This window comes from Holophagales bacterium (assembly GCA_016719485.1).
In the GTDB taxonomy this organism is placed as follows: Bacteria; Acidobacteriota; Thermoanaerobaculia; order UBA5066; family UBA5066; genus UBA5066.
Map to the genome: position 1 here is coordinate 72,495 of JADJZB010000011.1, position 21,400 is coordinate 93,894.

Consider the following 21,400-nt stretch of genomic DNA (forward strand, 5'->3'; position numbering starts at 1 on the left):
CTGCGAGAACGGTCAGCGCGTGACGCGCCCCGACCGTGACCTGGAGCCGTCGAGAAGCTCGGCGAAGATGTTGCCGAAGCTCTCGGCCGAAGCCGGGCCGTCGGCCGTGAGGATGCCTGCGGCGATGACGACGGGCTTCTTTTCGTAGCGGGCGCCGCCGTCCTTGAGGGCACGCAGGGCGTCGGGCGTGAGCCAGATCGTCGCCGCCTTCCCTTCGAGGAGGCCCGCCTTCGCGAGGAGCCCGACGCCCAGGGACAGCGCGCCGATGGGCTTGCCGTCGTTGGCGGCCATGCGGAAGAACTTGTGGGCGATACCGTTCTCCCAGAGGTCGACGGAGCCCATGCCCCCCACGACGACGGCCCCGGCGAAATCGGTGGGGCGCGCTTCGACGATGGACATGGCATCCAGGACGAGGCCGCCCTGGCCTGAGGCGGGGCCGGCCAGAACCGATGCGACGACGACCTCGGCGCCTGCCGCTTCGAGGATCCGGCGGGGCTTCTCGAGCTCCTCGTCCTGGAAGCCCTTCGGCGCAACGAGGAAGAGGACCTTCAGGCCTTTCAGGTTCTGCGTCACTTGACCTCCCGTACTGACCGGGACGATCTCCGCCCGCGCGGTCCCTGTCAAGCGGCTCCCCGGGGCCTCCTCAGGAACCGCTCTGGGGCCGGAGCGCCACCGACGAGCCGACCCAGGTGAAGTCCTTGTTGAAGTCGACGCCGAGCATGCGGCCGCGCGAGAGGCGGCAGAGGTTCAGGCCGAGCGTGAAAGAGGTCTCGCCCTCGGGGCGGAAGAACATCATCCGGATCTCGACCTTGACGCCGCCGCCGTCGGTGGCGCGCAGGCACGGCGCGTAGGAGATCTTCTCCTGAAGGCACCAGGCGTCCCGATCGGACTCCGGAATCCGCGAGACGTCCTCCGGGGTCGGCTCGATGTTCACGCCTCCTCCGGCGAAGGAGAAGAGCGGCTTGAGGACCCAGCCGGAGGAGAGGTCGGCAGGGAGCTCGTCGATCTGCGAGAGAGTCCGGGCGCGCGGTGCCGCCGGGTGGTCCAGGAGGGGGAGGGCCGCCTTCGACCATACCCAGAACCAGTTCGGGTGCGGCGCCCAGGTGACGTCGAGCTCGTCGCGGAAGTCGAACGGGAGGGATTTTCCCGAACGGATGAGCTCGTCGAAGACGACCCGGTTGTAGATCCTCTCGATCGGGATGCGCCGCCCGCCCTTCCTGCGGAAGAGCCGCCGGCCCTCCTTTTCGACTTTCGTCGCGCACAGGGACTCGACGCCGAGGAGCTTCTGGGTGGCCGTGAAATCGACGTACGTCTTCTGGGATTCGGGGTCCAGGTCGAGGAGGACGACGTGCTCGGGGTCGTGCCCGCCGACGACGGTACGCCGGAAAAGGTCGACGAAACCGCTGCGCGTGAGCCCCGAGAAGTAGGGGCTGAACCCGGTGGCCGGAAGTCCCGGGATTCCTTCGAGCGCGTCGCTCCAGGCGTCGGCCTGCATCACCTCGAACGCCGAAAGCGAGGGGAAGCCCTGAAGCTCGATCAGCTTCGGCGACAGGGAGCCGTCCGGGCCGGTGACGATCGCCAGGTCGACCTGCGCCAGGGACGGGAGGGCGTCCATCCCCGGGGCATCCCACTCGCGCGGGACGAAGCGTCGGAGCCGGGCGATCGCCTCGGGCCTCGAGATCTGCGCGAGGATCCCGTGCGCTGCCGAGACGAGGCGTTCTTCCAGCTCGTGCGTGAGGAAGACGGGCGTCTCGGCGAGGCGGAAGCCCGCCTCGGCCCCGGCGCGGCGGGCGAGGTCTGCGGACTGCCGCCTGTAGAGCTCTTCTGTGAATGCGCTGTTGTAGGCGTCGCGGCAGGCAGGGTGCATCGCGGCGCAGTCTAGGAGGACGAACGGCCCATGGGAAGGATCGCGTTTCGCACGAAGCGGGGCGGACCCAGGCCAGAACCGCCCGGGCGTCAGCGCGCCGGTTCGATGCAGCGGGGCCCGTCGTGAGAGGCGGCGTTGACCCAGGTGGAGACGGGCCACGCCTCCATGGCCCCCGCGTCGAAAGGCGCGAAGCACCGCTCGAGCTCGGCCGCCGAGAGCGGCCCCTGCCGCCGCCAGAGCGCCTCGGTCTCCGCGTCGAGGAGGACCGGCATGCGCGCGTGGACGGGCTGGACGAGCCCGTTCGCGGCCGTGGTGACGATCGCGAAGCTCTCGAAGGGCCCGGCGCCGGGGGCCTCGCGACGCTCCCAGAGCCCCGCGAAGACGAACGGTGCGCCCCCCGCGAGCCGGAAGAGCCAGGGGGTCTTCCCCCGTCCCTCGACCTTCCACTCGTAGAAACCGTCCGCCGCAACGACGGCCCGCCGGTGCTTCAGCGCGGCGCGAAACATCGGCTTTTCGGCGATTCCTTCGGCCCGCGCGTTGATCGGCCGGAGACCGGAATCGTCCGCGGCCCACGAGGGGCAGAGCCCCCACGTCAGGCAAGCCAGGACGGGACCGGCGCCGTCGTCACGGACGAGCGGGGCGCGCGTTCCGGGCGCGACGTTCCATCGTGGCGTCCACGCGATCCCCTCGGGAAGCCGTGCTCCGAACCGGGTCGCCAGGGCGTCGGCCGGGCTCGTCTGGACGTAGCGGCCGCACACGGCGCTACCCGGCGGCCTTCTCGTCCGGCTCCCTCTTCTCCTCCACGGGCTCGGGTTCCGGGTCGGGCGTCCGGTCGCCGAGGAGCGCGGCCCAGGGAGCGAACCGCTCGAACCGTTCGCCGACCACCTTGATTGCCGCGGTCAGCGGGACGGCCAGGATCGCGCCGGGCAGGCCCCACAGGATTCCCCAGAAGAGGAACGCGACGAGGACGGCGAGGGGGTGGAGCCGCACGCGGCTGCCGACGATGAACGGCGTCAGGACGTTGCCTTCCAGGAACTGCACGATCGAGTAGAAGAGGATGACCTTCAGCGCGAGGAACGGCTCGTCGGTCCCGAGGAATGCCACGAAGAGCGCGGGCGTCGTCGACAGGATCACGCCGACGTACGGAAGCAGGACGCAGAGGCCCGCGAGGGGGCCGAGGACGTAGCTGTAGGGCACCTGCAGGATCAGGAGCCCCGCCGTCGTGATGCAGGCCGTGATGAGGACGACGAAGAGCTCGCCGAGGACGTAACCCGAGAGGACGTGCGCGACGTTGACGGCGAAGTCGGACGCCGCCCGGCCGCCTTTTCGCCGGAGGATCCGCGTGAGCGCCCCGGCGTACTTCTCGCGGTCCTTCAGCATGAAGAAGGCGAGCATCGGAACGGCTGCGGTGTAGAGGGCGAGGGAGAAGATCGTCCTCATCTGGAGGACGACGCGGGCGACGGAGTCGAGCATCCCCTCCTCGAGGCGGACGGCTCGGACGCCGGCCCGCTCCCCGTCGGAGAGGAGCCTGCGGGTGCCTTCCTCGATGCGCGAGAAGAGGCCGCGTGCCTGCGCGGTCAGCCCCTGGATCTTCCGTTCGTACGAGGGCCAGTCGCGGGAGAAGGCCTGCGCCTGGTCGAGGGCGTTGACGATGAAGAACGCCACGAGCGCGCACAGGAGAAGGAGGATGACGAACGCGGCGAGCGGCCTGGGCACGCGGATCTTCTCGAGGAGCTCCACGAACGGGTGGAGCGCGAAGGAGAGGAAGAGCGCGAAGAAGATCGTGACGAAGAGGACCTTGCCGGCCCAGAGGAGCCCGACGACGGCCGCCGTCGCGAGGACGACGAGCGCGCGGGAATGAAAAGCCCCGCCAAGCGCGGGGCTCGTTCCGGTCGTGAAGGCGCCGCTGCTATCCAATGCGGGTCCAGTTTAGCGCGACGGGGACAGACGCGAGCGGCCGGCGCGAGGCCGGCCGCAGGGAGAGGTTCGGGGAGCGGGCGAGGCTACGGGAAGGTCACCGTGACGACGGCGCGGCGGTTGCGCGTCGCGTCGTCCCCGGCCTCGGTGTCGCCCCGGGCGTCGACCTGGATGCGGGCGGCGTCGATGCCGTGCCTCTTGACGAGGTAGTCCTTGGCGGCGTCGGCGCGGGCCTTGCCGAGGGCGGCATGGTCGCCCTTTTCCTTCGGGTCGGTGAAGCCGACGATCGTGCAGGTCGCCGAGAGGTTGTTCTTCAGGCGGAGGGCGACGCCGTCGAGGATCGCCTTTGCGATGTTCGTGAGCCGGCTCTTCGCGGCGTCGAAGAGGATCTCGTCGGTGGTGGACGTCTCGGGTTTCGGAGCGGGAGGCGCCTCGACGACGGGGGCCGGGGCGGGCTCGACGACGGGGGCGGGCGCCGGCTCGACGGGAGGCGGCTCGTGAGGAGACGGGACGAGCACCGGGGCGACGGCCTTCTCCGGCTGCGGCAGCCAGGAGAGCTGGACGATGCCTCCGAGGTTGCTCGGGGAACTGCCGTACTTGACCCAGTTGTCGATGTTGGCCCTCAGGCCGGCCCCTGCGACGAGGCCGCTGTCGCCGAGAGAGAGCCGGGCGCCGAGAACGGCGTCCGTGTAGTCGTGCGGTTGCGTCGTGCCACCGTCGTACATGACCCGCTGGATCTCGAAGATCCCTTTCAGCGTGTCGGGGATGATCGGAACGCCGACGCCCGCGGACCACCGCATCTCGTTCGAGATCTCGTATTCCTCTCCCTCGACGGCCCAGTCCGCCGTCCAGAGGTACCCGAACTGACCGGTGAAGATCCCGTACGTGCCGGAGAATCCCCACTCCCAGTCGGACCGGTAGGAGGAGAGCGCCTGCGTGTCGCTCCGGCTCTGCGTCGGGATGTAGACCGCGCCGAAGAGCGCGACCTTCACGGGATCTCTCGGATTGAGGATCACCTTCGAGCCGATGCGGAACTTGTCGGTCTCGTCGTGGTCGATCTCGCCGTAGCGGTTCCGGCCGTTGATGTTGCCACCCCAGGACCGGCCGTCGGCCGAGAAGTACCGCTGCCCGGAGCTGAACGATGCTTCCCAGTTCGGGAGGAGGCCGAACGCCATCGTCAGCCCGAGCTTGTCGGAGCTGTACTGCATGGGGTCGTCCGGGTAGGGCACGACCTGCGGCACCGGCGCAGCCGTCCGGTCGTACATGCTGTAGAAGATGGAGAACGCGAAGCGCCCCTGTGGGACGGTCTGCGCGTCGTAGATGCCGAAGAGCCCGGTCTCGCCGGTGAGGGTGGGAGCCACCTGAGCGCTCAGCGGAGAGGCCGCGAAAAGTGCCACGGCCAGCGCGAGGAGGAGTCCGGTCCGCATCCGTCGCATCGAGTCTCCTTATTTCCAGCCGGGGACCGGAGGAGTCACCCCCATATCGGGGAAGGTGAAGCGGTTCCGTGTCCTAGGCTCGGATCAGTTGTCAAGAGTCTAGCAGCACGGGATTTCCCGTCAAAGTCAATTGACCATCCGGACCGTCATCGGGGAATCGGGGGGCCCGGGTGACGAGGTCGAGCCCCCTGGCGCGGAAGGGTCCGGGAAACCCGGCCGCGAATCGAACGGAGGCAGGAGGAAGAGGGATCCGACGTCGTGCCCCGGGGCGCGGAAGGGTCCGGGAAACCCGGCCGCGAATCGAACGGAGGCAGGAGGAAGAGGGATCCGACGTCGTGCCCCGGGGCGCGGAAGGGTCCGGGAAAGCGCGAACGAAGGAGGCAGGAGGAAGAGGGATCCGACGTCGTGCCCTGGGGCGCGGAAGGGTCCGGGAAACCCGGCCGCGGGTTTCCCGGGATTACTTCAGAGCAGGGGGGCCATCTTCTCGCGGAAGGCGAGGCTCGCCTCGCGTCCGCGGAGAGCGGCGACCGTCTGCTCGAGGCTCCGGATCAGCTCCCTCACGACGTCCAGACCGCGTCCTTTGTCGACCTCGCCGAGGGCGGCGCGATAGAGCCGGTCGATCGCGGGATCTCCCGGTGCGAGGGCGGCGCTCTCGGCTTCCTGCTTCACCTTCGTGCAGAGGATCTGGAGGCTCCGGCGTTCGTCGCCGCGGGTGACCGCGTTGAAGACGCCGCTGTGCGTCGTGACGACCGGGCCTGCCGTCGACGGGGCGGGTGCCGCGGCCGGGGCGGCGGTCGCGGAAGCCGCGCGCGCCTCGGCCTTCGAGCGGATCCCGACGAGATCGGCGGTGATGAGACCGTAGAGTGTCTTGGCGACGTCGAACGCCGACAGGCGCGCCGCCCGGGCGATCTCCTCGATGGACTTGATGCCGTCGATCCCCGTGACGATGAGCCACTCCGCCGGCGTCAGCGTCACGGGCTCGCTGAGGCCCTCCCGGCAGACGAGCTGGGGAACGGCGTCGGTCGTGGGGATCTTCTTCGAGAGGATCTTCCACTCGTCGCTGCGCCGCGCCGCCTCCATGAGGAGGTTCGTGTTCGAGCGGGTGATCGTCCGAACCTCGGGCTCGATGCCTGCGGAGAACTGGAACTGACCTTCGTTCCAGAGCGCGAGAGCGTAGATGGCGTCCTCGCCTCCGGTCTCGTTCACCCTCGCGTGGGTGATCTGACCGTTCTGGATGTAGACGGCGCCCTGCTCGGCGCCGCGCGTCAGGGAGAACATGCCGGTCTTCCCCGATACGGCGACGAGCTGCACGATATCGGCGAGGGGGAGCTCTTTGAGGGATCCTTGGAAAGACATCTGTACGCAGTCTCGCGACGGTGGACGATAACACCCGCTCCCGGGATGCTCAACCGCCGACGCGGGGTCTGACGACTGGGAACGCGGCCGAAACGAGGGTCGATCTCCGTCCTGCCGCCGTCCGGAACCCGTGAGTGAGTGCGGCGGCGGCCGCGTCGGCGGCGTCGAGCGCCAGACGCGAGAATCCGGAGGGGGAGCCCAGCAGTGAGAGGACCATCCTGCGGACCTGCTCCTTCTCGGCCTGTCCCGTACCGGTGACGGTCTTCTTGATCTCGGCGGGCGTGACCTCGTGGATGGGAATCCCGGCGCGGGCCAGCGCGAGCAGGAGGACTCCCCTGGCCTCGCCGAGGGTGATCAGGCTCTGGGGGTTGACGCCCGAGAAGACCCGTTCCACGGCGGCCTCGTCGGGGCGCTCCCGCTCGACCACGGCGAGGAGGCCGTCGTGGATCGCGAGGAGCCTCTGGGCGAACGGCGTATTCGTCGCGGGGCGCAGGACCCCCGCCGCGACGAGCCGCGGCGGGCCTTCGAAGGAGACGAGAGCCCAGCCTGCGGCGCGGCTCCCCGGATCGACGCCGAGGATCCTCACCCCGGCCCGGCGCTCAGGCGTCCTGGAGGTACTGGTCGTCGATGTCGCCGCTCGACCAGACCTTCTGCACGTCGTCGTTGTCCTCGAGCATGTCGAGGAGCTTCAGGAGGGCCGGAGCCTTGTCGCCGACGGCGACGGTCGTCGAGGGGATCATCTGCAGCTCGGCGGTCTGGAGCGCGAACTTCTTCGCCTCGAGCTGCGCCTTCACCGTCTCGAAGGAGGCCAGGTCGGTGATGATCTCGTAGATGTCCGAATCCTCGGCCTGGAAGTCCTCGGCGCCGGCCTCGAGCGCCGCTTCCATGAGCGCGTCCTCGGAAGCGGCGCCCTTCTCGACGGCGATGTAGCCCTTCTTCGAGAACTGGAAGGCGACCGACCCTGTCGCTCCCAGGTTCCCGCCGTACTTCGAGAGGAGGTGGCGGACCTCGGCGGTCGTCCGGTTCTTGTTGTCGGTCATCGCCTCGATGAGGATCGCGGCGCCTCCCGGGCCGTAGCCCTCGTAGGTGATCTCCTCGTAGGTGACGCCCTCGAGCTCGCCCGTTCCCCGCTTGATCGCCTTGTCGATGTTGTCCGAAGGCATCGAGGCTTTCTTCGCGGCGAGGACCGCGCTTCGGAGGCGCGGGTTCGAGTCGACCACGCCGCCGCCGACCTTTGCGGACATCGTGATTTCCTTGATCAGCTTCGTGAAGAGCCGGCCGCGCTTGGCATCGGCGGCGCCCTTCTTGTGCTTGATCGTGCTCCACTTGCTGTGACCGGACATGGCTCACCTCGAGGAATTTGGGCCGCTGGGGCCGGGATTCAGAAGCCCCGAAGTCTATCAGGAGGCCCGTCAGGCCGGTTGAGCCTCGAGCGTTCCGTCGGCGCGGAGCGCGAGGCGCGCGCGGAATCGTGTTCCCGGCGGCGGGCTTCCCGCGGGGAGCGCCGTCTCGACGTAGGTCTCGGTCAGTCCGACGCCCCCGTTGAGGGTGACGAGGTCGGCTTCGCGTCCGTCGTGAGAGCGGGCGAACCGGCTGCGGAGCTCGGAGTCCAGGGCCCGGAGTCTCGCGGCGCGGCGCGAGACCACGACCCCGGGCACGCCGGTGTTCGGGACGAGGCTCGCGGCGGCGGTACCCGTGCGGGGAGAGAAGGGGAACACGTGAAGAGACGCGAGGGGGAGGTCCCGGAGCAGGGCTTCCGTCTCCGCGAACTCGGCGTCCGACTCTCCAGGAAACCCGGCGATGACGTCGGTCGCGAGATGGATCCGGGGGTTCGCCCGCCATGCGCGGAGGAGCAGGGTGCGGAACCGGGCCGCGGTCATGCCCCGTCGCATCCGGCGCAGAACGGTGTCGGATCCGGACTGGAGCGGCAGGTGCAGGTGGGGTGCGACGACGCCACCCGCGGCGACGAGGTCGACGACCGCATCCCCGGCTTCCATCGGCTCGAGGGACGAGAGACGGACCCGGCACGGCGGCGGGTGCGACCCGAGCCTCCCGAGAAGCGCCGCGAGGCTTTCGCTCCTTTCCGTTCCGAAAGCGGCGAGGTGAACCCCGCACAGGACGATCTCGGGAACGCCCTGGCTGCCGAGGGCGTGGATGGCTTCCTCGACCTCGGCCAGCGGTGCGCTGCGTTCGTCACCCCGCAGGGATGGCACGATGCAGAACGCGCAGCGCCGGCCGCAACCGTCCTGGATCTTCAGGAACGCGCGTGTGCGGCCCGGTCCCGTCGTCCACGAAAGAGGCGAACGCAGGACCTCCTCCGGAGACACGCCGAGCGCGGCGACCTTTCCCGGGATGAGCCCCGCGGCCGCCTCCGCGATCAGGCGCGGCAGCGCTTCCGCGGTTCGGTGCCCGGCGACGAGATCGACCTCGGGACGCCGCGCCAGGGCGTCGGGGGCCCGCTCGGCGAGGCACCCCGTCACGGCGAGGAGCGCCGCGGGGTGTTCGCGGCGGAGGCGTCGGAGCAGCCGAAAGGCGTCGCGGTCCGCTCGTTCGGTCACGGTGCAGGCGTGGAGAACGACGACGTCTGCAGAGGCCGTCGGAGCAGCTCGAGAGATGCCGGCGGTCTCCAGTATCCGGGCGAGGTGACCCGCCTCGATCTGACTCACCTTGCATCCGAGAACCTGGACGACGTAGCCTCCGGACGCGCGTCCGGACGGGCGGTCCGAGGCGGTAAACTTCGTTGACAGGCCCACTTCCGGGGCGATAATAGGTGACTTTCCGGAGGAGACTTCGGAGTGCGGGGGGGACCGGGCCACAGGCCCCACGACGTATGGCGAAGACGATTCTCCTGATTGAATACGAGCCGAGATACCTCGACCGCATAAAGGGTTATCTCGCCGGGAAGGACTTCGATCTCGTCGTCGCCAAGGACGGCGAGGACGGACTCGAGGCGTACAGGCGTGCCCGGCCCGACCTCGTTCTCATCTCGACGGTCCTGCCGAAGCTGCGGACGCGCGACGTCATCCGCGGGATGCAGGCCCTCGGGGCCACGCCGCCGGTTCTCCTGATGGCGTCCGGCTACAAGGGCAAGGACAAGAAGGCCGACGCGGCCCGTGAGGGTGCGACCGGAATCCTGGAGAAGCCGTTCGCCGAGGAGGCCCTCCTCGCCGAGATTTCCGCCGCGCTCGGCGGCAGAAGCCACGACCCCTTCCCGGGAGCGGGTGCGCAGCCGCTCCTTTCTGCGGACGACATCTTCTCGGACGTCATCTCCGGCGTGGAAGCGGCGGAAAAAGAGGAGAAGGCGCGCCCCGCGCCGGCCGGAACCGACCCCGGGATCAACCGTAAGCTCGAGCAGACGCTCTCGGGCATCCTGTCCCGTCCTACGACGAAAGCGCCCTCGGCGTCGACGCCGAAGGCGGACGCTCCGGCACCGGCGCGCTCCGAGCCGGTCTCCGACAGGACCCTCAGGGTGGACTCCGGCTCGCTGCCCATTCCGGCCCCGAAGCCGAAGGTCGATACGGCCGTCGACCGGATGCTCACGGACACGCTCTCGGGCCTGCGCCCGATCAAGCCGGCGGAAAAGGCGGAGAAGCCCGCCGCCGCCCCGGCGCCCGCTCCGAAGCCGGCGCCCGCGCCCACGCCGGAGCCCGCTCCGGTTCCGAAACCGCAACCCGCCCCCGCTGCCCGTCCCGTGGAGCCGCCGGCTCCGAAGGGCAGGCCGGGCGCCGGCGGCCCCGGGGGCTTCGGCCGCTACCAGCTCCTCGAGAAGATCGCGGCCGGCGGGATGGCCGAGGTCTACAGGGCCCGCATGCGCGGGGAGGAAGGCTTCGAGAAGATCGTCGCCATCAAGCGGATCCTCCCGCACATGGCCGACAACGATGACTTCATCACGATGTTCATCGACGAGGCCAAGCTCGCGGCGCAGCTGACCCACAACAACATCATCCACATCTACGACCTGGGCAAGGAAGACGCCTACCACTACATCGCGATGGAGTACGTCGAGGGCAAGGACCTTCGCTCCATCCTGAAGACGGCGTCGGAGAAGGGCTATCCGCTCCCGGTCGAGCTGGCTCTCTTCATCGCCTCCAAGGTCGCCAACGCCCTCGACTATGCGCACCGGCGGATGGGGCTCGACGGCAAGGAGCTGAACCTCGTCCATCGCGACGTGTCCCCCCAGAACGTCCTCATCAGCTTCGAGGGAGACATCAAGCTCTGCGACTTCGGCATCGCCAAGGCGGCGACGAAGGTCCAGCAGACGCAGGCGGGCGCGCTCAAGGGAAAGCTCCAGTACATGTCCCCCGAGCAGGCCTGGGGAAAGAAGGTCGACCGCCGGACCGACATCTTCTCGCTCGGCATCGTCCTCTTCGAGATGCTCGCGGGCGAGCGCCTCTTCAGCGGCGACACCGACCTGACGATCCTCGAGCAGGTGCGCGACGCCCGCTCGGAGCCGCCGTCGCTCAAGAACCCCGACGTCCCGAAGAAGGTCGACCAGATCGTCCTCAAGGCCCTCGCCAAGAACCCGCAGGACCGCTACCAGAACGCCTCGGAGATGGAGAAGGACATCAACTCGGTCCTCTACTCCTTCCAGCCCGCTCCGGGTCCGGCGGACCTCGCGATCTTCATGCACCGCCTCGTCGAGGCGAGCGCGGCGGCGTCGGACGCACAGATCGACGCGGCCTTCGCGCAGGTCGCGGCGGCGCCCGCACCCGAGGAGAAGAAGAAGGGCAAGGGGCTCGTCATCTCCAAGAAGGAGAAGGCGGCCGAGCCCGCGCCCGTTCCGGAACCGGTCGAGGTCTCGCAGCCCGCGATGAGCCTCGGAGACGAGCCCGGCAAGAGCCGGACCGGCCTCTTCGCCGGCATCGGTGTCGGGGTCCTCGTCCTCGCTGCAGCTGCTTACTTCATGACACGCGGCAAGGCGCCGGAGCCGGTTCCGGTCCCCGCCCCCGTTCCCGCCGCCGCCACCGAGGCCGCGCCGGCGACGACGGCCGTGGAGCCCGCCGCGCCCGAGAAGGTCATCGACCCGAAGGCTCTGGAGGCCGAGCTGCGCAAGGCCACGGCCGAGGAAGCCAAGAAGCTCCGCGAGGCGGCGCAGAAGGCTGCAGCCGAGCAGGCCAAGCCCGCCGCTCCGGGCGCCGTGCAGCCGGCCGCTCCGGCCGTGTCACTGGCGCCGAGCCAGCCTCTACAGCCGCCGAAGGCCGCGCCGGAGCCGACCCGGGCCCCGGAGCCGCCGAAGGCGGCCGAGCCGACGCCCGTTCCGCCGAAGCCGACCGAGCCGCCCGCCGTCGTCGAGGTACCGCGCCCGGCGGCTCCGGCGCCGGCCGCTCCCGCAGCGGCCTCCGCGGCCGTACGCGAAGGCGATCTGGTGGGGCCGGGAGCGGGGGTCGTCGAGCCGCAGATCGTCAAGCTCGGCCGGTTCCCGCCCCTGCCGCCGCAGGCCAAGCAGATCCAGGCCAGGCGCAACGACCCGTCCGGCCTCGGCACGGTTGCGATCATGGCTCTCGTGACCGAGACGGGCCAGGTGAGCGACGCCCGGGTCGTCCGCTCGTCGACGTACAAGTTCGTCGACGAGGCGGCCCTCGCCGCTCTCAGGGGATCGCAGATCAAGCCCGCCACGAAGGGTGGCGTCCGGGTGAAGATGTGGAAGACTTTCTCCATCACCGTCAAGCCTTGAAGCGGACGGGGCTGGCGAGACGAGACAGAACGTGGCGCCCGGGGCGCCGTGAGAAAACCGGAATGGGAATTCGAGAAGGAGTTTCCGCATGAGTCTCAACGACGAACAGAGGAAGTTCTACGAGAACACGCTCCGCGTCACGAAGAAGGAGATCAGCGACCTGGAAGCCCAGATCCAGGAAGAGCTGGCCAAGGTGAAAGAGCGTCTCGCCGAGCTTCAGAACGGCCAGAAAGCGGCGCGCCAGATGTACGCCGCGGCGTGCCTTCGCCTCGGCATCCAGAACGATCTCGAGGAGTCCGAGGAGTCCTGACGGGCTCCCGGCGCTCGTCGTCCCGACGGTCGCTGACGGGCCCCGGCACCCACATCGCGTGACGGTGCCGGGGCCTTTGCCTTCTCTCCCCGTCGTGCGCCTTCCGCCCGGCTCTCTCCACGGGCTCGCGCTCGCGCTCCTCGTGGTCACGATGCCCACCGTGGCCGCAGGGCCGCAGCGCGTCGTCGCGCTGGCACCGTCGGCGGCCGAGATCATCTATGCCCTTGGAGCGGCGGAGAGGGTCGTCGGGGTATCGGATTTCGCGGCGGATCTGGCGGAGTCGAAAGGGAAAGCCAGGCTCGGGGGCTTCTCCCCCGATCTCGAGCGGATCGCGGCCCTTCGGCCCGACCTCGCCGTCGTGTCCCGGGACGGGACCGACCGGCGCGCAGCGGATCGTCTCGCCTCGCTCGGCATACGCGTGGTCGTGACCGACGCCGATTCTCTCGCCGGGGTCTTCGAGGACATCCGGACGGTCGGGGAGGCCCTCGGAACGACCGTCGCGGCGGATCGCCTGGTGTCCTCGCTGGAGCGCCGTGCCGGAGCGGCCGAAGCCCGCTCGCGAGCCCGGAAGGGCAGCGAGCGTCCGAGCGCCCTCGCGTTGATCTGGCCGGACCCCCCGGTCGTCGCGGGTCCCGCGACCTTCATCGGGGACCTCCTTCTCCGGGCGGGGGTCGACAACGTCGTTCCGAGGTCCGCCGGACAATGGCCCCGCGTCTCGCACGAGACGCTCGTCTCGTGGAGCCCGCGCGTCCTCGTCCGCCCCGAGACCATCGAGAATGGAGCCGCCTTCAAGGCGGCCTTTGCACCGGGGAGCCGGTGGCATCTCCTTCCGGCGGTGCGCGACGGCCGCGTCGTCGTCCTTCCCGGGGCGTGGCTCGAGCGCCCGGGTCCGAGACTCGTCGACGCCCTGGAAGCGCTCGTCGAGAAGCTCCGGGAGCTCGGGCCGTGAGACGCACCGGCCCCTTCCTCCTCGCCCTTCTCTTCCTCGCACTCGCCGCGCTCCTCGCTTCGCTGCTCGTCGGAAGCGTTTCCGTCGCCCCCTCCGACGCCCTGGCAGCGCTCGCGGGAACGGGCGAACAGGCCACCGTGACGATCGTCCGCGACCTCCGCCTCCCGCGCGCCCTGCTCGGCCTCCTCGTCGGCGGCGCGCTCGCCCTCTCGGGCGCGGCCCTCCAGGCCCTCCTCGGCAACCCCCTCGCGGACCCGTACCTTCTCGGCGTCTCGGGGGGCGCAGCCTGCGGCACCCTGTTCGCGGTCATCCTCGGCGCCGGAGCGGGCGGTCTTCTCGGCTCGTTCGCGCTCCCGATCGCATCTCTCGCGGGCGCGCTCGGTGCCGTCCTCCTCGTCGGTCTCGGCGCGTCGGTGGGTGGCAGGCTCGACCGCGGGCGACTTCTCCTGTCGGGCGTCGTCGTGAACGCTCTCGCCTCGGCGATCCTCCTCTTCCTTCTCTCCTTCAGCGACGCGGCCGGCGCGCGCGGCTTCGTGTTCTGGATGCTCGGCTCGCTCTCCGGCGCCACGGGAGACGCCGTGCTCTCCCTCGCCGCGTACGCCGCGATCGGCCTCGCCGTCCTGCTCCCGCTCGCGCGCGCCTTCGACGCGCTGACCCTCGGCGAGGAGACCGCCTTCACGCTCGGTGTCCCGGTGGAGCGGGCCAAACGGGTCGCCTACGTCGCCGCCTCCCTCCTGGCGGCGGCGGCCGTCGCGCACGCGGGAATCATCGGATTCGTCGGCCTCCTCGTCCCCCACCTCGTGAGGCGCCTGACGCGGGGCCACAGGGCGCTCCTTCTCGGCTCCTTCCTGGGAGGCGGAATACTCCTCGTGGCCTCCGACCTCCTCGCGCGGACGCTCTTCGCCCCGAACGAGATCTCGATCGGCGCGGTGACCGCGCTCCTCGGCGCGCCGGCGTTCCTCGTCCTCCTCAGGAGGCGGGCCTGACGCCCCTCGCCCTTTCGGGCGCCTTCGCCGGATACGCCCGGGGGCTCGACGTCCTCTGCGGCGTCACGCTCGCGTTCGGCGCAGGGCGCCTCGTCGCGCTCCTGGGTGAGAACGGCTCGGGAAAGTCGACGCTCCTGAAGGTCCTCGCGGGCCTCCTCGTCCCCACCCGCGGCGAGGTTCTCCTCGATGGGGTGCCGCTGGGAAGCGTCCTCCGCCGGACGGCGGCCCGCGCCATCGGGTACCTTCCGCAGGGGTTCGAGCCGTTCTTTCCGGCGACCGCGCTCGACGTCGTCCTGCTCGGACGCACCCCCTTCCTCGGTCCGTTTTCCACGCCCGGCCGAGCGGACGTCGACGTCGCCCGGGCGGCGCTTCAGGAGGTCGACGCCGCGGGACTCGAGGAGCGCGACGTGCGGAGCCTCTCCGGAGGCGAACGGCAGCGGGTCTACCTCGCCCGCGTCCTGGCGGGGGAGCCGCGCGTCCTCCTCCTCGACGAACCGACGGCGAGCCTCGACCCGCGCCACCGCTTCCTCGTCCTCGACGTCCTCAGGCGCCGGGCCGCGACGGGAGTCACGTGCGTCTTCTCGACCCACGAGGTCGATCTCGCCGCCCGGGCGGCCGACGACGCCGTCCTCCTGGCGCGAGGCACGGTCCTCGCCTCGGGCCCGGTTCGCGAGAGCGTCACGGAAAACTCGCTCTCGCAGCTCTTCGGCGTCCCGGCCTGCGTCACGCCGCTCGCCGACGGCACGCCCCTCGTGACGCTCGGAACCCCGCCGGGCGGCCTCCCTGCCGGGAGAGGGTAAGATCGCCGCCCCATGGCACTCTGGTTCCGGAAGGACAAGGCACCCCGCGCCCTGCGGGACATGGGGAAGGCGACCTCGCTCGGCGAGGGGCTCTTCCTCAAGTGCGACGGCTGCCGCGAGACCCTGTACGCCAAGGAGGTCGAGCGGAACCAGCGCGTCTGCCCGAAGTGCGGGTTCCACTTCCGCCTCCTGGTCGAGGAGCGGCTGAAGCTCCTCTTCGACGACGGGGTGTTCCAGCCCCTCTTCGGGGACCTCCGGGCGACCGACCCTCTCCGCTTCCGGGACACGAAGCGCTACCGCGATCGCCTTCGCAGCTACGAGGCGTCGGCGGGCCGGCCCGATGCCATCGCGGCCGGCGAGGGGAAGCTCGAGGGATCGAGAGTCCTGGTGGCAGCCCTCGACTACGCCTTCATGGGAGGGTCGATGGGCTCGGTGGTCGGCGAGGTGCTGACGCGCATGGCCGAACGGGCGCGCACGGAGAAGGTCCCTCTCGTCGTCGTCACCGCCTCGGGTGGAGCGCGGATGCAGGAGGGGATTCTCTCTCTCATGCAGATGGCGAAGGTCTCGGCGGCCCTCGGCCGCCTCGCCGAGGCGCGTGTCCCCTACGTCACGGTCCTGACCGATCCGACGACGGGCGGCGTCACCGCCTCCTTCGCGATGCTCGGCGACGTGACGTTCGCCGAGCCGAAGGCGCTGATCGGTTTCGCCGGTCCGCGCGTCATCGAGCAGACGATCCGCCAGACCCTCCCGGAAGGCTTCCAGCGCGCGGAGTTCCTCCTCGACCACGGCTTCATCGACGTCGTCGTCCCACGCAAGGAGCTGAAGGCGGCGCTCGCGAACGTTCTCCGGCTCCTGGCCGCGTGAGCCCCGGGCCCGGCCGTCGCTGGCTCGACGCCCTCGGGCCGCAGATGATCCGGCCCGGCCTCGCCCGCACGCGGGCCCTTCTGGCGGCGCTCGGGAACCCGCAGGCGTCGTTCAGGACCCTCCTCGTCGGCGGGACGAACGGCAAGGGGTCCACGGCGGCAGCCGCCGCGTCGATTCTCGAGGCGGCGGGACTGCGCGTCGGCATGACGACCTCGCCGCACCTCGTCCACGTGAACGAACGGGTTCGCCTCTGCGGCCGCGACGTCACCGACGCCCAGCTCGACGCGGCCCTCCGGCTCGTGGCCTCGGTGTCGGGCGAGGGCGGCCTCAGGCCCACCTATTTCGAGGCGCTCGTCGTTGCCGCGTGCGAGCTCTTCCGGCGCGCCCGCGTCTCGGTGGCCGTCGTCGAGGTGGGGATCGGCGGGCGGCTCGACGCCACGAACGTCCTCGACCCCGAGGTGTCCGTCGTCACGAACGTCGCGGAGGACCACCTCGAGACGCTCGGCCCGTCGCTCGCGGACGTGGCGCGCGAAAAGGCGGGGATCTTCCGACGGGGCCAGCCGGCGCTCACGGCGGCGGCGGGCGAGGGGCTCGCCATCCTCCGCGTCGAGGCGGGTCGGATGGGCGCGCGACTCCTCGAGATCCCTCCGTCGCGCGCGTGGGACGACGTGTCGCCGCTCGCCGGCGCACACCAGCGCTCGAACCTCGCCCTGGCCGTCGCCGCGGCGCGGGCGTTCGCGCCGCTCGACGACGCCACCGTCCGACGCGGCATCGCCGCGATCCGCTGGCCGGGGCGGCTCCAGACCATCCTTCGCCCGGGGCTTCGCCCGCTCCTGGTCGACGGCGCCCACAACCCGGCGGGAGCCGCCGCTCTCGCCGCCCACCTCGACGTTGCCGGCCTCGCGGGGCGGATCGACCTCGTCTTCGGCGTTCTCGGCGACAAGGCCTTCGGGGAGATGTTCGCGCCGCTGGCCGCGCGTGCACGCCGGGTCGTCCTCGTCGCGCCCGCCTCGCCCCGCGCGATCCCGCCGGACGCCCTCGCGGCCCGCCTCGGGCAGCCGGAGCTTCCCCGCGCCGCCTCGCTCGCGGACGCCCTGGCGGGCCTCGAGGGCGGCGGGGGAGACGCCCCTATACTCGTTGCCGGGTCGCTCGTCCTCGCCGGCGAGGCCCTGGCGCTCGTCGAGCCCCGGGAGCCCTGAGGCGGAGGGGCGCCCGGAGGATCGGATGGCCGCAGGCAAGCCCGGGGGGGCCGTCGCGTACACGAAAGGGGAGCTGGAGGCGTTCGAGGACGCGCGGCTCGCGATCTACGCCTCGCGTGCCGCCTCCTCGGCCCGCCGCCGCCGGAACGCACCCGAGGCCGACGGAAGCGACTACAGGACCGAGTTCCAGCGCGACCGGGACCGGATCGTCCACTCCAAGGCCTTCCGCCGGCTCAAGCACAAGACCCAGGTCTTCATCCCGTTCGAGGGGGACCACTACCGGACGCGCCTGACGCACACCCTCGAGGTGACGCAGGTGGCGAGGACGGTCGCCCGGACTCTCGGCCTGAACGAGGACCTCGCCGAGGCGTGCGCCCTCGCGCACGACCTCGGTCACACCCCGTTCGGCCATTCCGGGGAGAAGGCGCTGAACCGGATCCTGACGGGCGGAGAGCCGGCCGTGGCGCTCTCGCCGAAGGCCGTCGCGGGCGTCGGCGCCTTCAAGCACAACTACCAGTCGGTCCGCGTCGTCGACCTCCTGGAGAAGCGGTACGAGGAGCCGGGCCTCAACCTGACGGACGAGACGCGCGAGGGGATCCTCAAGCACACGACCTGGAAGCGCGATTTCCCGTTTCCGGTCCTCGATCCCGAGGGTCTGCATCTCGGCTCGGGCTGCCACCTGGAAGGGCAGGCCGTCGGCTGGGCCGACGAGATCGCCCAGCAGGCGCACGACCTCGAGGACGGCCTCGGCCTCGTCGGCATCGGCAAGGCGGAGGAGATCCCGCTCGCGCGGGAGATCGTGGCGGGGCTCGGCGCCCGCTGGCGGGACGCCTCCGACCCGGCGGTCCAGAAGGCGCTTCTCATCCGGGGCCTGATCCACCACCTCGTCACCGACCTCATCGTCGCCTCGCGCGGGGCGATCGAGAAATGGCTCACCGCGCAGAAAGTGACGACGCCGGCGGAGTTCGCCGCCCACAGGCGGAAGCTCCCCGGCTCCCTCGTCGCCCCCTCGCGCGACGGGGAGAAGCGGTACCTCGAGCTGAAGGAGTTCGTCTACCGCCACATCATCCACAGCCAGGCGGTCTCCCAGCACGACTCGCGGGCGCAGCTCGTCGTGAACCGCCTCTTCGACGCCTACGCGAAGAACCCCCGCCTCCTCCCCGACGCCGTCCTCGCGCGCGTGGCCGAGCTCTCGGGCCTCCCGTTCCTCAGGGAGATCCCCCTGAAGAAGGTGGAAGCCGTGATCGCCGGCCGCTGGCGCGAGGAGCCCGCCGTCCTGCGTTGCATTGCCGATCACATCGCCGGGATGACCGACAGCTACGCCCTCGGCGAGTACGACGCCCTCTTTGCCCCCTACCCGCGGCGACCCGCGGGGACGCCGGCGGGTTAGGATTCGCCGATGCGCATCGCCTTCGGCGCCGACCACGCGGGCTTCGAGCTGAAGGAGCTCCTCGCCCGCCGCGCGGGCGAGCTCGGGCACGAGGTCGTCGATCTCGGCACCCTCTCCACCGTCTCCGTCGACTACCCCGACTTCGGCTTCGCCGTCGGCCGCGCCGTCTCGGCAGGGCAGGCGGAGCGCGGCGTCGTCGTGTGCGGCACCGGCATCGGCATCTCGATCGCCGTCAACCGGGTGCGGGGCGCGCGGGCGGGCGTGGCGACCGACCTCTACTCGGCGCAGCTCATGCGCGAGCACAACGATGCGAACGTCCTCGCCCTGGGCGCGCGCATCACCGCCATCCCCCTCGCGATGGCGATCCTCGACACCTTCCTCACGACACCGTTCGCCGGCGGGCGCCACCAGAAGCGCGTCGACAAGCTCGACGACGCCCCGCCGCGCGCCGAAGGAGACCACCGATGACGACGACTCTCACCCCGAGCCCCCGCCTGATGGGGCGTTCCCTCTCAGCGGTCGACCCGGAGATCGCCGCCGCCGTCGACGCCGAGTTCGCCCGCCAGCGCGACGGCCTCGAGCTGATCGCCTCGGAGAACTACGCCTCCCGCGCCGTCCTCGAGGCGACGGGCTCGGTCCTGACGAACAAGTACGCCGAGGGCTACCCGGGACGCCGCTACTACGGCGGCTGCGAGAACGTCGACGTCGCCGAGTCGCTCGCGATCGCGCGCGCCAAGAAGCTCTTCTCGCCGGAGAGCCCCGACGCGCTCCACGCGAACGTCCAGCCGCACTCGGGCTCGCAGGCGAACACCGCCGTCTACCTCGCGTGCCTGAAGCCGGGCGACACGATTCTCGGGATGTCGCTCGCCCACGGCGGGCACCTCACCCACGGCCACCCGCTCTCGATCTCGGGCAAGCTGTATCGCGTCGTCTCCTACGGCGTGACGCGGGATACCGAGACGATCGACTACGACGAGCTCGCCCGGATCGCCGAGGCCGAGAAGCCGAAGCTCATCATCGCGGGCGCCTCGGCCTACCCGCGCATCCTCGACTTTCCGCGGTTCCGGCAGGTCGCCGACTCCGTCGGCGCGCTCCTGATGGTCGACATGGCCCACATCGCGGGCCTCGTCGCGACGGGCCTCCACCCCTCGCCCGTCGGCCACGCCCACTTCGTCACGACGACGACCCACAAGACCCTCCGCGGGCCTCGCGGAGGCCTCGTCCTCTGCACGCCCGAATGGGCCAAGGAGATCGACAAGGCGGTCTTCCCGGGCCTGCAGGGCGGGCCGCTCGAGCACGTCATCGCCGCCAAGGCCGTGTCGTTCCTCGAGGCGCTCTCGCCCGAGTTCACGACCTACCAGCAGGCGGTCCTCGAGAACGCGAAGGCCTTCGCGGCCGCCGTCGCCGGCCAGGGCTTCCGGATCGTCTCCGGCGGGACCGACAACCACCTCTTCCTCGTCGACCTCGGCCCGAAGAAGCTGACGGGCAAGGTGGCGGAGAAGGCGCTCGACCACGCCGGGATCACCGTCAACAAGAACGCCATCCCGTTCGACCCGAACCCGCCGATGGTCACGTCGGGACTGCGCCTCGGGACCCCCGCCGTCACGACGCGCGGCATGGGTCTGGCCGAAATGAAGACGATCGCAGCCTGGATCGGCGAGGTCCTCGCCGCGCCCGAGGACGACGCGGCGAAGGCCGCCGTCAAGGCGAAGGTCAAGGAGCTGACGGCCGCGTTCCCGATCTACTAGCGTTCTCGGGAAACCCGGGAACACCCGCGTAACGCGTAACGCGTAACGCAAAACGCGAAACGCGAAACGCGGGGTCAGTTCCGTTTTCCGTGAGCCGTCAACGAGAATCCGAGGTTTCTTAGGTTTCGGAGGTTTCGTGCCAGGCGTGAAATCGTGTATTGTTGTCAACAATACACGATTTCACGGGGGGGGGGGGGGGGGGGCGGCCCGGATGTCCGGGCTTCGGCGCGAGAGTCTCAGCCCCGGGCCATCCGGAGGAGCTCGGTGACGAGCTTCTCGATGCCGGCCGACACCTCGGAGATCGGGCTGTCGAGCATGTAGGCCGGGGTCGTGACGAGGAGGTTCTCCTCGTCGACGACGGCCTGGCCGCCGCCGCAGGAGACGTGCTCTCCCCCCATCTTTCCGATCGCCCTGGCCGTTCCGGAGTCAGTCCCGATCGTCAGCTTCGGCTTCCCGCTGCCGAGGAGCCTGGCCAGCAGGACCGGGGCGATGCAGAGGGCGCCGATGGGCTTGCCCGCGCCGTGGACGGCCCCCACGACACGCGCGACCTCGGGGTGGACCTCGCAGTCGGCCCCGCGGAACGCGAAGTCACAGAGGTTCTTGGCGGCGCCGAAGCCCCCGGGCAGGAGGAGGGCGTCGAGCATCGAAGGGTCGAAGCCGGAGAGGCTCTTCACCTTTCCGCGTGCGATCCGCGCGGCCTCGACGAGGACGTTCCGCGTTTCCCCCTCGGCGGGCTGCCCCGTCAAGTGGTTCACGACGTGCTTCTGCGCGATGTCGGGGGCGAGGCAGACGGCCTCGGCCCCGGCCCGGTCGAGGGCCAGGAGCGTCAGGACCGACTCGTGGATCTCGGCGCCGTCGTAGACGCCGCAGCCCGAGAGGAGAACTCCGACTTTCGGCTTCATGC

At 70.6% G+C, this 21,400-nt stretch carries 20 protein-coding genes; 10 read left to right on the forward strand and 10 right to left on the reverse strand.

The annotated features are described in order from the left end of the window. Positions 1-12: 12 nt before the first annotated feature. The 9 genes from IPN03_09170 to IPN03_09210 form a co-directional block, all read right to left on the reverse strand. Positions 13-573, reverse strand: coding sequence for a DJ-1/PfpI family protein (locus IPN03_09170; GenBank protein MBK9373882.1), 561 nt, complete (start codon positions 571-573; stop codon positions 13-15). Positions 574-643: 70 nt separating this feature from the next. Then, complete coding sequence (locus tag IPN03_09175; protein MBK9373883.1) at positions 644-1,867, reverse strand: hypothetical protein; 1,224 nt, start codon at positions 1,865-1,867, stop codon at positions 644-646. Between the two features lie 89 nt (positions 1,868-1,956). Next, positions 1,957-2,625: an SOS response-associated peptidase gene (locus IPN03_09180; GenBank protein ID MBK9373884.1), complete on the reverse strand. Its 669-nt coding sequence runs from the start codon at positions 2,623-2,625 to the stop codon at positions 1,957-1,959. A 4-nt stretch (positions 2,626-2,629) separates the two neighbouring features. Further along, positions 2,630-3,784: an AI-2E family transporter gene (locus IPN03_09185; GenBank protein ID MBK9373885.1), complete on the reverse strand. Its 1,155-nt coding sequence runs from the start codon at positions 3,782-3,784 to the stop codon at positions 2,630-2,632. An 86-nt stretch (positions 3,785-3,870) separates the two neighbouring features. Next, positions 3,871-5,220 carry an OmpA family protein gene (locus tag IPN03_09190; protein ID MBK9373886.1) on the reverse strand — a complete coding sequence of 450 codons (1,350 nt, stop codon included), beginning with the start codon at positions 5,218-5,220 and terminating at the stop codon, positions 3,871-3,873. A 462-nt stretch (positions 5,221-5,682) separates the two neighbouring features. Next, positions 5,683-6,576, reverse strand: coding sequence for a DUF4388 domain-containing protein (locus IPN03_09195; protein MBK9373887.1), 894 nt, complete (start codon positions 6,574-6,576; stop codon positions 5,683-5,685). Positions 6,577-6,625: 49 nt separating this feature from the next. Further along, positions 6,626-7,162 (reverse strand): crossover junction endodeoxyribonuclease RuvC, encoded by a 537-nt coding sequence (gene ruvC, locus IPN03_09200; protein ID MBK9373888.1) that lies wholly within the window; start codon positions 7,160-7,162, stop codon positions 6,626-6,628. Positions 7,163-7,175: 13 nt separating this feature from the next. Beyond that, entirely contained in the window at positions 7,176-7,919 is a 744-nt protein-coding gene (locus tag IPN03_09205) for a YebC/PmpR family DNA-binding transcriptional regulator (protein MBK9373889.1), read from the reverse strand. A gap of 69 nt (positions 7,920-7,988) precedes the next feature. Next, entirely contained in the window at positions 7,989-9,242 is a 1,254-nt protein-coding gene (locus IPN03_09210; GenBank protein ID MBK9373890.1) for a MiaB/RimO family radical SAM methylthiotransferase, read from the reverse strand. Positions 9,243-9,406: 164 nt separating this feature from the next. Between IPN03_09210 and IPN03_09215 the strand changes: the two genes are divergently transcribed. From IPN03_09215 to IPN03_09260, 10 genes are all read left to right on the forward strand, one after another. Next, entirely contained in the window at positions 9,407-12,250 is a 2,844-nt protein-coding gene (locus IPN03_09215; protein MBK9373891.1) for a TonB family protein, read from the forward strand. Positions 12,251-12,338: 88 nt separating this feature from the next. Continuing rightward, on the forward strand, positions 12,339-12,560 hold the full coding sequence (locus tag IPN03_09220; GenBank protein MBK9373892.1) for a hypothetical protein: 222 nt from the start codon (positions 12,339-12,341) through the stop codon (positions 12,558-12,560). Positions 12,561-12,654: 94 nt separating this feature from the next. After that, positions 12,655-13,509: an ABC transporter substrate-binding protein gene (locus IPN03_09225; protein ID MBK9373893.1), complete on the forward strand. Its 855-nt coding sequence runs from the start codon at positions 12,655-12,657 to the stop codon at positions 13,507-13,509. After that, the gene (locus tag IPN03_09230) at positions 13,506-14,495 is read left to right on the forward strand and encodes an iron ABC transporter permease (protein ID MBK9373894.1); all 990 of its coding nucleotides are present in this window, start codon (positions 13,506-13,508) and stop codon (positions 14,493-14,495) included. The genes IPN03_09225 and IPN03_09230 overlap by 4 nt, the downstream gene beginning before the upstream one ends. After that, positions 14,492-15,295, forward strand: coding sequence for an ABC transporter ATP-binding protein (locus IPN03_09235; protein MBK9373895.1), 804 nt, complete (start codon positions 14,492-14,494; stop codon positions 15,293-15,295). The genes IPN03_09230 and IPN03_09235 overlap by 4 nt, the downstream gene beginning before the upstream one ends. Positions 15,296-15,355: 60 nt before the next feature. After that, on the forward strand, positions 15,356-16,159 hold the full coding sequence (locus tag IPN03_09240) for an acetyl-CoA carboxylase carboxyltransferase subunit beta (GenBank protein MBK9373896.1): 804 nt from the start codon (positions 15,356-15,358) through the stop codon (positions 16,157-16,159). Between the two features lie 44 nt (positions 16,160-16,203). Beyond that, the gene (locus IPN03_09245) at positions 16,204-17,358 is read left to right on the forward strand and encodes a bifunctional folylpolyglutamate synthase/dihydrofolate synthase (GenBank protein MBK9373897.1); all 1,155 of its coding nucleotides are present in this window, start codon (positions 16,204-16,206) and stop codon (positions 17,356-17,358) included. A 25-nt stretch (positions 17,359-17,383) separates the two neighbouring features. After that, positions 17,384-18,748, forward strand: a complete 1,365-nt coding sequence (gene dgt / locus IPN03_09250; protein MBK9373898.1) for a dNTP triphosphohydrolase — start codon at positions 17,384-17,386, stop codon at positions 18,746-18,748. A 9-nt stretch (positions 18,749-18,757) separates the two neighbouring features. Further along, positions 18,758-19,216, forward strand: coding sequence for a ribose 5-phosphate isomerase B (rpiB, locus tag IPN03_09255; GenBank protein ID MBK9373899.1), 459 nt, complete (start codon positions 18,758-18,760; stop codon positions 19,214-19,216). A gap of 29 nt (positions 19,217-19,245) precedes the next feature. Continuing rightward, entirely contained in the window at positions 19,246-20,496 is a 1,251-nt protein-coding gene (locus IPN03_09260) for a serine hydroxymethyltransferase (GenBank protein ID MBK9373900.1), read from the forward strand. Positions 20,497-20,732: 236 nt separating this feature from the next. Here IPN03_09260 and elbB read toward each other — a convergent pair whose 3' ends face one another. Beyond that, complete coding sequence (gene elbB, locus IPN03_09265) at positions 20,733-21,398, reverse strand: isoprenoid biosynthesis glyoxalase ElbB (protein MBK9373901.1); 666 nt, start codon at positions 21,396-21,398, stop codon at positions 20,733-20,735. Positions 21,399-21,400: the final 2 nt, after the last annotated feature.

Bases quoted from the DNA above. Each gene is read 5' to 3' on its own strand.
- IPN03_09175 (MBK9373883.1), bottom strand. From the start codon at position 1,867: ATGCACCCTGCCTGCCGCGACGCCTACAACAGCGCATTCACAGAAGAG.
- IPN03_09190 (MBK9373886.1), bottom strand. From the start codon at position 5,220: ATGCGACGGATGCGGACCGGACTCCTCCTCGCGCTGGCCGTGGCACTT.
- IPN03_09195 (MBK9373887.1), bottom strand. From the start codon at position 6,576: ATGTCTTTCCAAGGATCCCTCAAAGAGCTCCCCCTCGCCGATATCGTG.
- IPN03_09205 (MBK9373889.1), bottom strand. From the start codon at position 7,919: ATGTCCGGTCACAGCAAGTGGAGCACGATCAAGCACAAGAAGGGCGCC.
- IPN03_09215 (MBK9373891.1), top strand. From the start codon at position 9,407: ATGGCGAAGACGATTCTCCTGATTGAATACGAGCCGAGATACCTCGAC.
- IPN03_09220 (MBK9373892.1), top strand. From the start codon at position 12,339: ATGAGTCTCAACGACGAACAGAGGAAGTTCTACGAGAACACGCTCCGC.
- IPN03_09240 (MBK9373896.1), top strand. From the start codon at position 15,356: ATGGGGAAGGCGACCTCGCTCGGCGAGGGGCTCTTCCTCAAGTGCGAC.
- IPN03_09245 (MBK9373897.1), top strand. From the start codon at position 16,204: ATGATCCGGCCCGGCCTCGCCCGCACGCGGGCCCTTCTGGCGGCGCTC.
- dgt (MBK9373898.1), top strand. From the start codon at position 17,384: ATGGCCGCAGGCAAGCCCGGGGGGGCCGTCGCGTACACGAAAGGGGAG.
- rpiB (MBK9373899.1), top strand. From the start codon at position 18,758: ATGCGCATCGCCTTCGGCGCCGACCACGCGGGCTTCGAGCTGAAGGAG.
- IPN03_09260 (MBK9373900.1), top strand. From the start codon at position 19,246: ATGGGGCGTTCCCTCTCAGCGGTCGACCCGGAGATCGCCGCCGCCGTC.
- elbB (MBK9373901.1), bottom strand. From the start codon at position 21,398: ATGAAGCCGAAAGTCGGAGTTCTCCTCTCGGGCTGCGGCGTCTACGAC.